The organism is Petrotoga mexicana DSM 14811, assembly GCF_002895565.1.
Lineage (GTDB): Bacteria > Thermotogota > Thermotogae > Petrotogales > Petrotogaceae > Petrotoga > Petrotoga mexicana.
This window is the reverse complement of record NZ_AZRN01000012.1, coordinates 111,303-124,202: the sequence shown is the minus strand read 5'-3', so window position 1 is coordinate 124,202 and position 12,900 is coordinate 111,303. Positions and strand designations below refer to the sequence as shown.

Genomic DNA, 12,900 nt, shown 5'->3' with positions numbered 1-12,900 from the left:
TTAATGTTTGTAATAAGAAAGATTCACCTCCTCATTAAAGTGTGTTAAATTACTAGAAATGTAATTTAACACACTTTTTTAGTATGAGAATTTCTTTTTATCCTTTATTTTATTCTTTTTAATACTTCAGTTAAAAGTTGGTATACTCTTTGCGTTGATGAAATACTTAATGATTCCTCAGGAGTATGAGCATTGTAAATATTTGGTCCAATCGATACCATATCAATTTTACCCAATTTTTCCTGTAGAAAACCACATTCTAACCCAGCATGAATCGCATCAACTTTCATTTCTTGGTTATTGTTCAATTCTTTATATAATTCATTCATAATCTGTCGAATTTTTGAATTGGATTCATATTCCCATGCTGGATAATCCGATTCTAATTTCATTTTTGCACCAATTAAATCACAAACACTTGAAATACGATCGTTGATCTCCTCTTTTAAGGATCTTACTGAGCTCCGAACAGCACTACTTAAAATAATAAAATCCTCTTTTGTTTCTAATGTTCCAATATTATTTGAGCTTTCTACTAAACCCTCTATATTTGCGCTCATGGTCTGTACTCCCGCAGGAATTAAACGAAGGGCATGAATAAGATTCATTTTTGTGCTATCTGCAAACACTCGCTTCACTGATTCAATTTTATCCAGCTGTATTTGAATATTAGGATCTGATGCTTCAAATTCTTTCTTGAAGACTTTTTGATATGTATCAACCATGTTTTCAATTTCATTTCGATTGTTTGGATCAGCAACAATAATGGCAGACGCTATTTTCGGGATGGCATTCATTTTTTCTCCACCTTTGACGTTGGCGATTTGAATATCAAAAGATTGGTGAAGAACTTTTAAAATTCTGCCCAATAATTTAATAGCGTTTGCTCTGTGTTTATCAATCTCAAGCCCTGAATGCCCGCCCCGTAAGCCTTTTATCGATAAAGTGTAGGATTGTTTTTGTGGATTAGCTTCTTTCCACTCAATCGGAATCGAAACGACATTTCTCACACCTCCAGCACAAGAGGCCAGCATCTTTCCCTCTTCTTCGGAGTCTAGATTAATCAAAATCTTACCGGATAGATGTTCGGGATGTAGATTCCGCACGCCATCCATCCCTGTTTCTTCTGCTACTGTAAATAAACATTCGAGCGGTGGATGCTCTAATTCTTTTGATTCTAAAATAGCCATAATCATCGCCACAGCAATACCATTATCTGCTCCTAATGTAGTTCCTTCTGTTTTTACATAATCTCCTTCAACAAAAAGCGGAATCGGGTCTTTGGAAAAATCAAAAGGAAAGTCCTCTTTCTTTGCGCAAACCATATCCATGTGACCTTGAAGAATAACCGTAGGAGCTTGTTCATACACCGCTGTTCCAGGTTTTTTGATAATGACATTCAAAGATTCCTCTTGAATTACTTCAAGGCCAAGATCTTTTCCAAACTGAGTCAAATAATCGCTAATCTGCTTTTCATTCCCTGATCCTCTTGGAATTCTGCTAATTGCCTCAAAATGTTTAAATACAGATGCCGGTTGAAGTCCTTCTAATTTGCCTTTCATATACCTGCTCCTTTCATTCGCTGTTTTCATTCTTACTCAGCGTGATAAATTTATTATTTCTTAAAATATTGATATATATAACCAATCTTTCATAAAGAGGCTCAACTTCGTCGCCAAATTCTAAGTTTAATTGTTCTCCAATTTCTTTGATATTTCTTTTCCCGTCAATCAAATTCCAAACAAATGTACCATATTCATCTAAATCGATTTTCATTACCTCAGGAGTCTTCTTAAAAACTCTAACAATTCGATCTAACATACCGTTCCTAGGAACGAGGATTTGAATGATTCCAGTCTCAGTCTTTATCGCTTTATATTGCTCTGTTTTTATAGGGATCAATTCTAAAAAATTATCTTTCTTTGAAATTGTTTTCACCATCGTTTTACCACTAATCCCCTTTTCTTTTATGATTTTTTGCGTTTATCTTTTTAATACAGAAAATCTCATTAACATATAGGTTAATATCCCAAAGAAAATCAAGGAACCAATTGGTCCTAAATTTATACCAAGGGCGAGATCTACACCAAGAACGGCAAATACGGCTAACAAGATACCTATTAAACCTTCTCCAGCAATTAATCCTGATGCAAAAAGAGTTCCTGACTCTATTCTTTGAGTTATTTCTTGCTTATCTGCTTCTTTTTTATTCAATTTTCTATTTAAGATACCGCGAACAGTACCACCAACCATAATGGGGGTACTTAGATGGATAGGCAGATATAAACCAATAGCAATTGGTAATACAGGTAAACCTAATAATTCTATGGCTACTCCTATTCCCATACCGACAAAGATTAAATTCCATGGTAAGTTGCCTCCCATAACTCCTTCAGTGACTAATTTCATCAGGGTGGCTTGTGGTGCAGGTAACTCTTTCGAGCCAAAACCCCATGCCTCATTCAGTAATACCAATACAAGTCCAATCACTAAAGCAGAAGCTACCACGCCTATAATTTCACCAATTTGTTGTTTTTTAGGAGTAGCTCCAACAATAAAACCAGTTTTCAAGTCTTGAGAGGTATCCCCTGCAATGGCCGCAATAATAGCAATGATCGAACCCACAGTTATTGTAGCAATCATTCCTGTTTGTCCGTCATTTCCTGTTGCTTTAAAGATAATGGCAGTAATGATCAAAGTTGCGATCGTCATTCCTGAAACCGGATTGGATGAACTTCCTACCAGACCAACGATTCTTGAAGAAACAGTCGCAAAAAAGAAGCCAAAAACAGCAATTAACAATGCACCAACAAAACCACCAGGAATGATTGGTAGCATCATCATGGTAAGAATAATCACAAGAATGATAATCAAAATAAGTTTCAAGGAAAGATCTTGATCCGTTCTTTTATCTGTCTTCTCACCTACGCCTTTTGAATAATCCTTCATTGCATCTCTAAAAGTTTCGATTATCATTGGGAGAGATTTAATTAAGCTAAAGATACCACCAAATGCAACAGCTCCGGCCCCCATGTAACGAATATAGCTATCCCAAATGCCCCAATAGCCTAACTCACTAATAGGGACGTTAGCAGGAGCCATAATAATTTCCCCCATACTTCCAATATAATCAATTAAAGGAATAAAACCAAACCAACCTATGACTGCACCTGCTAACATATAAGCAGCAATCTGCGGTCCAATAATAAAACCAACACCCAATAACGCCGGCAAAACATCTGCACCAATAGCGGCTCCTTTGTATCCGGGTATAGGAGTTTCGATTTCACTGGGAAATAACTTAAATCCATCGGCTATAAATTTGTAGATTGCGCCAACACCTAAACCCAAGAAGGTTGTTTTCGCTTTTGGCCCACCTTCTTCTCCTGCTTTTAAGACTTCAGCACATGCTGTGCCTTCCGGATAAGGTAAAACTCCATGCTCTTTAACAATTAAAGCTTTCCTTAAAGGAACCATAAACAGAACCCCTAAAACCCCTCCAACAAGAGCGATCATCGTGATCAACAGTAAACTTGGTGATTCCGTCCCCCATTCGCTCGACCAAATATAAAGAGCTGGTATTGTAAAGATGGCTCCTGCCGCAACGGATTCTCCAGCAGAGGTAATTGTTTGAGCCATGTTGTTCTCTAAAATCGATTCTTTTTTGAGTAATCCACGAATAATACCCATCGAAATAACAGCTGCTGGAATCGACGCACTAATAGTCATTCCGACCCTTAACCCTAAGTAAGCGTTTGCAGCACCAAAAACAATAGCTAATAAAATCCCTAAAACAAGTGAAGTTTTGGTAAATTCAGGTAAAACTCGATCTGCAGAAATAAACGGTTTAAACTCTTCCGTACTCTGTTCCCTTTTAGCCAATTCACTTCTCCTCCTTTGTTAGGTAAAATATATGGTCTTTAGAAAGTCTAAAACACTTATCAGATAAGATTTTCAGAAAAGAAAATTATCTTTACCACCTCCTTTTTCATTATTTATCCTGCAATTACATTATAATAATATAACTGAGAGAAGTCAAACTCGATTACATACAATTACAGACATTTATCAACGATTAGGAACAATTATTAGTGTTATGAAAAAAATTTCATGAAAAATATTTCATTATAAAAATTTAATATTGAGATATAATAACTGATCTTTATTATTTTGGAAAATCAAATAGTGTGTTAAAATATTTAAAATGTGATTTTTATATTAGACATCTTACAATTTTAAAAAAGGGGTGTTGCCAGTGTGGGAAGCTTTAAAAGGTTCTGATAACGAAATTTATGAAATTCTTCAAAAAGAACTTAAAAGGCAAGAGTATGGTTTAGAATTGATCGCATCAGAAAATTATGCGTCAAAATCTGTTATGGAAGCTGCAGGAAGCATTTTTACTAATAAATACGCCGAAGGTTACCCAAAAAGAAGATATTATGGAGGGTGTGAATATATAGATGAGGTCGAGACACTTGCAAGAAATAGGGTAAAAAAACTTTTCAAAGCAAAGTTTGCGAACGTTCAACCTCATTCAGGTTCTCAAGCAAATATGGGTGCTTATCTTGCACTTATGAAACCTGGGGATACGTTAATGGGGATGTCGTTGAGCCATGGTGGTCATCTAACCCACGGCGCTCCTGTAAATTTTTCAGGTATGTTGTTCAATGTCGTTTCTTATGGTGTTGATGAAGAAACAGAAACAATCAATTATGATGAGGTTGAAAGAATAGCTAAGAATGCAAAACCTAAAGTTATTGTGGCAGGTGGAAGTGCATACTCTAGGATAATAGATTTTAAAAGATTTAGAGAAATAGCCGATGAAGTTGGTGCGTATTTAATTGTTGATATGGCCCATTTTGCAGGATTAGTTGCGGCTGGTATTCATCCAAACCCAGTTGAGTATGCACATGTTGTCACTTCAACAACACATAAAACTTTAAGAGGACCAAGAGGTGGAATTATTCTAACAAACGATAGTGAAATTTACAAATCGATCAATAAAATTATCTTTCCTGGCATACAAGGCGGCCCCTTAGAACATATAATAGCTGCAAAGGCTGTTGCCTTTAAAGAAGCCATGAGTGAAGAGTTCAAAGAATATCAAAAACAAGTAGTTAAAAATTCCAAGGCTTTAAGCAATGAACTTTCCAATAAAAATTTGAGAATCGTCTCAGGTGGAACGGATACACATTTGTTCTTGGTGGATCTCTCTGAGCTGAATATTACAGGAAAAGCCCTTGAAAAGGCTTTAGGACAATGTGATATTACGGTTAACAAGAATACTGTCCCGAAAGAAAAGTTGTCACCCTTTGTTACTAGTGGAATAAGGATAGGTACACCAGCCGTTACCACACGCGGGATGAAAGAAGAAGAAATGAAAGAAATCGCTTCAATGATAGCAAAAGTTGCAGACAATGTTCTTGATGAAGAAGGGAATATAGATAAAGATTTAGCTCAAGAAATAAAAAAAGATGTTGTTTCTCTCTGTCAACGTTTCCCAATGTATGCAGATCTTGTAGAGTAAGAGGGGCACCTACGGGTGTCCCTTTTATATTATTTCCAGCTATTTAAATAATCTTGCTGCTCTTCGGATAGGGTGTCTATCTCGATCCCTAATGTTTTTAGTTTGATTTGTGCTATTTTTTCGTCTATTTCATAAGGTACTGGGGAAAGATTTACTTTCATATTTTGGTGGTTTTCTTTGATGTATTTTGCACCTTCTAATTGTAAACTGAATGAAAGGTCCATTATTTCTGCGGGATGACCGTCGCCGTTAACTAGATTAACCAGTCTTCCTTGTCCTAATAAAAATACGCTTTTCCCGTTTGGTAATTTGTATTCTTCTACTCCGTTTCTTACATTGATTTTGTCTACTGCAATTTCTTCCAAATCCTTTACCTTTACTTCAACATCAAAATGTCCTGCGTTTGAAAGAATTGCTCCATCTTTCATTTCTAAAAAGTGCCTTTTCGTTATTACATCGATGTCACCTGTTACCGTAACAAAAAAATCACCGTATTTTACCGCCTCATCCATTTTCATAACCCTAAAGCCATCCATTATCGCTTCGTTAGCTTTTATTGGATCAACTTCAGTTATTATTACGTTAGCGCCTAACCCCTTTGCTCTCATAGCAACACCTTTACCGCACCAGCCGTATCCTGCTACAACTACTACTTTGCCCGAAACAGAAAGATTGGTAGATCTCATAATTCCATCCCACGTTGATTGTCCTGTACCATACCTGTTGTCAAACAAATATTTCATGTAAGAGTCGTTTATTAAAATCACAGGTACAGGTAATTTATTTTCTTTGAAAAGGGATTTGTATCTTTTTACACCTGTGGTTGTTTCCTCACATATTCCCCAAAGATTGCTTACTTTTTCGGGGTGTTTTTCTATTAAGGTTATTCCCAAATCTGCTCCGTCGTCTAAAATTATATTAGGGTTAGTTTCTAATATTTTATCGATATTTTTCCAATAGACCGATTCATCTAAAGTTCTTTCTGCATGGACGTTGAGTCCATATTCTTTCAGAGCTTCCACGACATCTTCTTGCGTGGATAAGGGATTACTCCCTGTTATTGCAACGTTGGCACCTAATTCGTGCAAAACTATTCCTAAGTAAGCTGTTTTTGCCTCTAAATGGATGCTTATAGCTACATTTATCCCTTCAAAGGGTTTTTCTGTTTGGTATAGATTTTTTAAATAGTTTAAGACTTTCATGTGCTTTTTTACCCATTCTATTTTCTTTTTGCCGTTTTCTGCTAGCGAAGTCATAATAGTCCTCCCTTTATTCTTAAAAATTATACTCTAAAACATTGTATATAGTGCCCATTCCCCGCTCCCCACCCTTCTATGGAAGGGACCTACGGTCCCTTAGACTCTGGTGGGGGAGGGCTTCGCCCTGTGACCCTTTTAAAATCAAATTCTTAATTTTGAGATGCGATTTTTCACAATTTGTTAAGTAAGTTGCACTTAGATTTTTTTAGCTCCCATTCCCCGCTCCCCACCCTTCTATGGAAGGGACCTACGGTCCCTTAGACTCTGGTGGGGGGGAGGGCTTCGCCCTGTGACCCTTTTAAAATCAAATTCTTAATTTTTGAAAATGATTTTTAAATTTTTTATGTAAAGTGCGCTTATTCTTTATTTTAACCTCTTCGCCCCTCTCCCCACCCTTATATGGAAGGGACCTGCGGTCCCTTAGACTCTGGTGGGGGGAGGGCTTCGCCCCGCTTCTTAACTGTATAGATATTGGCATAACCTCCAGCCAAATAATAATCTCAACGCTTCATAAAAAGGTAGATCTAAAAAGAATGTAAAGTTCTTTTGGTACTTAGTTTTAAGATCTGTTATCGCTTTGTTTAGGTTGTCATAATAGTTGGGACCTTTTAAATTGATTTTGATTCCCGTTTTGTGTTGTGCAAATAGATCCGTTATAACTTTTTTAGAAGTAGTTTCTGTTGATGGTAAAAATATTAGTGGAACATTGTTGAAATATCGTTCAATTTTTTTAGCGTACAAATTAAATTGTTGTATATTTTTTTCTTGGTAATATTTGTAGAATAATATTTCGTAAAGTTCGGAATCTTCTGCCTTGTAAGGTTTAGGATTACCAGTTTGAAATAGTATTCTTTCATAAAAAGGACAATAACTCGGAGGTTCTACTTTTTCAGAGCTCGATAAGGTTTTGATACATTTTATACATGGAGTTTTATCTTCTTTCAAGAGAGCTAAGGTAGAGAGGGCTTTTTCCGAATCGGAAATAAATAGACTTACATAATAGTTTATCAAATTTACAACCCTTTTTGCCTTCCCTTCAAGGTAAGCTTTTGATAAAAAGGATAAAGATTTTTGAAAATCTTTCTCGTAAGCGATCAATCCCATGTTTATAAATGAATAATCTAAAAAAGAATTAGCCAATTTGATCATTTTATAAGCATTATAAAAATCTTTTCTTTTTAGAAAGAATAGACTGAGAGTTAAATATACTAAGCCATTTTTTGGATGTGTACTGATTAATTCAGTAAAATATTTATTAGCGTCTTCGTCATCACGTATTATTTTCAAAAAACCTTTGTTTATCTTAGAATTTATGTCGTTCTTTCTTTCAAAAAAGCTTTCAGCTTTTTGAAAATCATTTCTGAAGAGGTGCATCATGCCGAATTGGTTTGAATATTCTTGAAGAGATTTGTGACTTAACCTGAGTTCAAAAAAATACGATAGTTTTTCGTTCGATAGATCTATATCGTAAATTGTTAAATCGAACCAATTATTTATATTGTTTATTGACACACTTAATTTTTCTATTTCGTAGTCAGGTTTATAAATGGTTCTAGTTGTTTTCTTTTTCTGTTGCGTATCAGGTCTTCTTATGCCTTTTTTTTCTAATTCTTTTTCGATTTCTTCTTTTATTTTGTATAAATTTTGCAATTTATTTTCTGCATTATTGTTTTCATTTTTGTCAGTCAATTTTTTCACTCCTATCCAAAGTGAAACTGAAATAAGAATCCTTTCCAATTATTATATGATCGTTCATATTGATACCTAAAATCTCACCAGATTCCGTGATTCTTTTCGTAATGTCCCTATCATGCATACTTGGTGTGGGATCCCCAGATGGATGATTGTGTACTAAAATGAAAGATACTGCATTGTACATTATAGCTTCTCTAAAAATATCCCGCGGGTGAGCAATTGACATATTTACCGTTCCATTAGAAATATCTTTGATAGTAATGATGTGAAGTTTGGAATCTAAAAAAATAGCTCTTACTGTCTCTGTGGTTAAATATATCATATCCTCACAAACATGGTATGCTTCTTCTGGAGATGTTACCTTTTGGTACTTTTGACGCAACTTTTGAAGGTGATATCTTTTTCCTATTTCTAAAGCAGCTTTTAGATTTATTGCACCAACTTTTCCTACTCCTTTTTCTTTTGATATTTCTTCAAGTGATATATCGACCAAATGACTCAATGTTTTATACTTTTTTAATATCTGTTTAGAAACATCAAATACGTTATAATTTTTAACTCCATGTCTTAGGATAACGGCTATAAGTTCCTCGTCTTTAAGAGATTGCGGGCCATATTTTTCTAGTTTCTCTCTTGGTCTTAGTTCATCTTCCATTATTCTCTCCTTTTCAGTTTTTTATACTATCATTAGAAACTTTAAAACATGCTTTAAACAGGATCCCTAGAATTCAAAATTTTTTAAAATATCTTCATCAATGTAAATTACCTTGAACCCCTTTCGGGATGTTTCTTCTGGCCTGCTTTAGCGCCCCTTCGCCCCGCAGCCCACCCCGCAATTGGGTCGGGGCTCCGCCCTGTAACCCTTTAAAAATCTAAAACTAATTTTTGAAATTTACTTTATTACTAAAGTGTCCAGGTTTTTGATAGAAATTTTTAAAATATTTAAAATTTTATAAGCTAGCCAACATTTGTCTCAATTGCCAGTATAATTTTGCTAAAGGTAGACCCATTATGTTATAGTAATCACCTTCGATTTTTTTTACAAAAACAGCAGCGAAATCTTGAATAGCATAGGCCCCAGCTTTATCATAGACGTTATTGTTTTTTATATAAAAATCTATTACTTCTTCATCCAATTTGTAAAAAGTTACCTTCGAAACCTCATAAAAAGAAGAGAATTTTTCCAGTGATCTTAAAGTTATTCCTGTGTAAACACAATGAGTTTTATTTGATAAGGTTTGAAGCATGTTGAAAGCTTCATCGTAGTTGTGAGGCTTTCCAAATATTTTTCCATCCAAAGTTACTATAGTATCAGCCGTTATCAGAAGCTCTCTCTTTGAAATTTCTATATTTTTACTTTTTTTAAATGAAATTTCTTGCACAATTTCAGAAGGTTTTGTAGAGTTATAAGTTTCATCAGTATTAGCTGTTCTGATCGTAAAATTTTTTGTTATTAATTTTAAAAGTTCTTGCCTTCGAGGGGATGAGGATCCTAAAACTATTTTAACTTTTGAATCTATCAAGGTTCACACTCCTTAAAATATAATTCACAATTGTTGCGTTTATAAATGCCGTTAATATACCAAAAAAAAGCATGTAAGGGAAATACCAAAAAATATTAGGTGATTTAACAATAAAAAGACTGGCGATAATTAATTGTACAGCGTTGCTGAAAAAGGCTCCTATTTCACTAATCCCTAAAATACCAAATTTATTGGTAAATTTGAAGGATATGGACATAGATAAAGCACTGGCGAGTGAACCTCCTAATCCCATCCAAAACATGGGAGATAAAAATCTGCCACTTAGTATTGAACCAAGCAACGTTTTTAAAAGGGCTATGTACAAGGTATTAGTAACGCTAATTCCACTTACTACAGACAACAACAAAGGAAAGTTAGAAAATCCCCATCTGGCACCTGGCACAGAAACAGGCATGGGTAAAAAGGATTCAACATAGTAAATTGCTGAGGCTAATGCTGTTAAAATCGCTATATGAGATATTGTTTTTGTTCTTTTTACCATGTATAGATATCAATCCCTGTGTCATCTTCGGTACCTAATGGTTTAACAATTATTTCATTTGGAATACAAATAATTGGTTGATTAGGATTTTCTACCCATCCTGTATTTTCACAAACTTTCAAAGGACATGATGAATCGGTAACTCTAACTTTTTGATCTATGTATTCTACATTCATCAATAACTCACCTTCATCGTTTTTTATACTGTAAGTGCCTTCTTTTGTTATTTGTAAAATCTTTTCTCCTTTTAAGTAAACTTCTGCGCCATTTATTCCCTTTTTTGGATAAGCGTTTATAACAATCATCACTAAAACTAACAATATTACAACTAAAAGTAGGTACAAATCATTTTTCTTAGTGAATTTCATAGACTATCACATTTTCTCCCGAAAATAGTCAAAACCTTTGGTCTCGGTGCTTTCTCCCGTTGGAGATATAACCAAAGCTTGAATGCCAAAATCCGTGAAATAATCTAAGGCAGGGTTATCGTATCCTAAAACAAAAAGAGCAGTAGAAAAGACGTCCGCTACCATTGCTTTTTCTGCTATCACAGTCACATTGGATGCGTTTTCTGCAGGGTATCCATCTTCTGGATCTAATATATGATGATATTTTTTACCCTCTTGGACAAAAAATCTTTCGTAGTCTCCAGATGTAGCCACCGCACCGCTTGTTAAATAAATAGTATCTATGGATTTTAAGGCATCTTGTGAAAAAGGGTCCCTTATCCCTATAACCCAGGCAAGCTCTCCAAACTTTGGACCTATTATTCCAATATCTCCCCCCGCATCAACAAAACCTGTAGCCCCTGGATCTATTTCCTTAATTTTTTGTATGACTAAATCAATTGCATATCCCTTGGCTATTCCTCCTAAGTCTACTTCAACACCATCTTTTAGTAAAGTGATTTCTCTGTTTTCTTCGTCAATTTTTATGAATCTATAATCAACGTTTTCTAGTGTTTTATTGATTTCTTCTTGGGTTGGAACTTTTTTTGTAGAATTTATGTCATCAAATCCCCACAATTTAAGTAGAGGCCTTACTGTAGGGTCGAAAGCTCCACCTGTTATTACTGCGTAATTGTAGGCAGCTTGAAATAAAAATAATCCCTCTTCGTCGACTTCAACCTTTCTGTCAGTATTTAATTGTTGGACTACACTACCTTCAACGTTGGGACTAAATTTACTGTGTAATCTATACAACTCTTGTTCTGCTGTGTTCAATAAAACATTTGAAGATACTTTTTCTCCAGCTACTTTTACTCGTACAATAGTGCCTAGTACTGGGAACTCTTTTTCTTCGTAAACTGGGGTGGGTTTAGAAAATAACAACAATGATAATAAAAATATTCCTACACCAAGTGCAATTATATACAGATATACTCTTAAACTGTGCATATTTTTCTGCCGCAATTTTTACACTCTCCATTTTCATTTAGATTTTCAATTTTTATGTCGTATCCTTTTCTTTGAATAAGGAGTGTTCCGCAATCTGGACAATAAGTATTTTCGTATGTTGGAGACAAAATGTTTCCAAGATATACAAAATTGAGATATTTTTTTGCAAGCTTATAAGTTTTTTCTAAAAAGCTGATATCTGTCGGTGGCTCGTTATATTTATATGCCGGAAAATATCGTGATAAATGTAGGGGAATATCTTTAGAAATGCTTGATAGCCAAGAAAATTCTTTTTCTAGTTCTTCCAAATTATCGTTTACTTTGGGAACTACCAATGTTGTTACTTCAGTATGAATGCCTTCTTCATAAGCTATTTTTATTGTTTTTTTAACAGGTTCTAATCCTCCTTTTAATATTTTCATATAATTCTTATCGTCAAATACTTTTAAATCTATATTCATCGCGTCAATATATTGTAGCATAAGTCTCAAGGGTTTTTCGTTTATGAATCCGTTCGTTACTAAAACATTGTAGTTGTCCGGATTAGCATATTTAACTTCCCTTGATGAATCTAAAACGAATTCGTACCAAACTATTGGTTCCGAATATGTATATGCAACACCTTGAACGCCATAGTTTTCCATTAAAGATGGGATAGCTTTAGGATATATTTTCTTTTGATATTCAGGTTTCAGATGGGCAATTTCGTAATTTTGACAAAAAGGGCACTTTAAATTACAGCCCCAAGTTCCCAGAGAAAGCACTTTTTCTCCAGGATGGAAATGAAAAAGTGGTTTTTTCTCCATCGGATCAAGAGCTATACTGGTAACGTCCCCATAATTTAATGAATACATCTCGCCTTTTATATTTTGCCTAACCCCACATATCCCTGTTTTGCCAGGATATAATATACATTGACGAGGACATAAGGTGCATTTCAAAATATCGTCTTTAAATTCCTCATAAAACAAGGAATTAATTTTCATTTACTTCACCT

General features: G+C 34.8%; 12 protein-coding genes. 1 reads left to right on the top strand and 11 read right to left on the bottom strand.

Annotation, left to right across the window (positions count from 1 at the left end):
• Nucleotides 1-104: 104 nt before the first annotated feature.
• Genes X927_RS03830 through X927_RS03820 form a run of 3 tightly spaced genes read right to left on the bottom strand, consistent with a single transcriptional unit; the run spans nucleotide 105 to nucleotide 3,882 of the window.
• A complete protein-coding gene (locus X927_RS03830; protein WP_103076781.1) occupies nucleotides 105-1,562 on the bottom strand; it encodes an aminoacyl-histidine dipeptidase in 1,458 nt (485 codons plus the stop codon).
• Nucleotides 1,563-1,575: 13 nt separating this feature from the next.
• Nucleotides 1,576-1,941, bottom strand: a complete 366-nt coding sequence (locus tag X927_RS03825) for a PqqD family protein (protein WP_103076780.1) — start codon at nucleotides 1,939-1,941, stop codon at nucleotides 1,576-1,578.
• Between the two features lie 42 nt (nucleotides 1,942-1,983).
• Nucleotides 1,984-3,882: an OPT family oligopeptide transporter gene (locus X927_RS03820; protein ID WP_103076779.1), complete on the bottom strand. Its 1,899-nt coding sequence runs from the start codon at nucleotides 3,880-3,882 to the stop codon at nucleotides 1,984-1,986.
• Nucleotides 3,883-4,255: 373 nt separating this feature from the next.
• On the opposite strand from X927_RS03820, the gene glyA reads away from it, so the two are divergent.
• The gene (gene glyA, locus X927_RS03815) at nucleotides 4,256-5,527 is read left to right on the top strand and encodes a serine hydroxymethyltransferase (protein WP_103076778.1); all 1,272 of its coding nucleotides are present in this window, start codon (nucleotides 4,256-4,258) and stop codon (nucleotides 5,525-5,527) included.
• Between the two features lie 29 nt (nucleotides 5,528-5,556).
• On the opposite strand, the gene X927_RS03810 is transcribed toward glyA, so the two are convergent.
• From X927_RS03810 to amrS, 8 genes are all read right to left on the bottom strand, one after another.
• Nucleotides 5,557-6,783: an adenosylhomocysteinase gene (locus X927_RS03810; RefSeq protein WP_103076777.1), complete on the bottom strand. Its 1,227-nt coding sequence runs from the start codon at nucleotides 6,781-6,783 to the stop codon at nucleotides 5,557-5,559.
• Nucleotides 6,784-7,242: 459 nt separating this feature from the next.
• Nucleotides 7,243-8,475: a tetratricopeptide repeat protein gene (locus X927_RS03805; RefSeq protein ID WP_103076776.1), complete on the bottom strand. Its 1,233-nt coding sequence runs from the start codon at nucleotides 8,473-8,475 to the stop codon at nucleotides 7,243-7,245.
• Nucleotides 8,468-9,136 (bottom strand): RadC family protein, encoded by a 669-nt coding sequence (gene radC / locus X927_RS03800; protein WP_103076775.1) that lies wholly within the window; start codon nucleotides 9,134-9,136, stop codon nucleotides 8,468-8,470. The genes X927_RS03805 and radC overlap by 8 nt, the downstream gene beginning before the upstream one ends.
• A gap of 295 nt (nucleotides 9,137-9,431) precedes the next feature.
• On the bottom strand, nucleotides 9,432-10,004 hold the full coding sequence (locus tag X927_RS03795) for a Maf family protein (RefSeq protein WP_103076774.1): 573 nt from the start codon (nucleotides 10,002-10,004) through the stop codon (nucleotides 9,432-9,434).
• Nucleotides 9,985-10,506: a Gx transporter family protein gene (locus tag X927_RS03790; RefSeq protein WP_103076773.1), complete on the bottom strand. Its 522-nt coding sequence runs from the start codon at nucleotides 10,504-10,506 to the stop codon at nucleotides 9,985-9,987. The genes X927_RS03795 and X927_RS03790 overlap by 20 nt, the downstream gene beginning before the upstream one ends.
• Complete coding sequence (locus X927_RS03785) at nucleotides 10,500-10,874, bottom strand: NusG domain II-containing protein (protein ID WP_103076772.1); 375 nt, start codon at nucleotides 10,872-10,874, stop codon at nucleotides 10,500-10,502. The genes X927_RS03790 and X927_RS03785 overlap by 7 nt, the downstream gene beginning before the upstream one ends.
• Nucleotides 10,875-10,880: 6 nt before the next feature.
• Complete coding sequence (locus X927_RS03780; protein ID WP_103076771.1) at nucleotides 10,881-11,918, bottom strand: FAD:protein FMN transferase; 1,038 nt, start codon at nucleotides 11,916-11,918, stop codon at nucleotides 10,881-10,883.
• Nucleotides 11,891-12,889: an AmmeMemoRadiSam system radical SAM enzyme gene (amrS, locus tag X927_RS03775; RefSeq protein WP_103076770.1), complete on the bottom strand. Its 999-nt coding sequence runs from the start codon at nucleotides 12,887-12,889 to the stop codon at nucleotides 11,891-11,893. Before amrS ends, X927_RS03780 begins: the two co-directional genes overlap by 28 nt.
• Nucleotides 12,890-12,900: the final 11 nt, after the last annotated feature.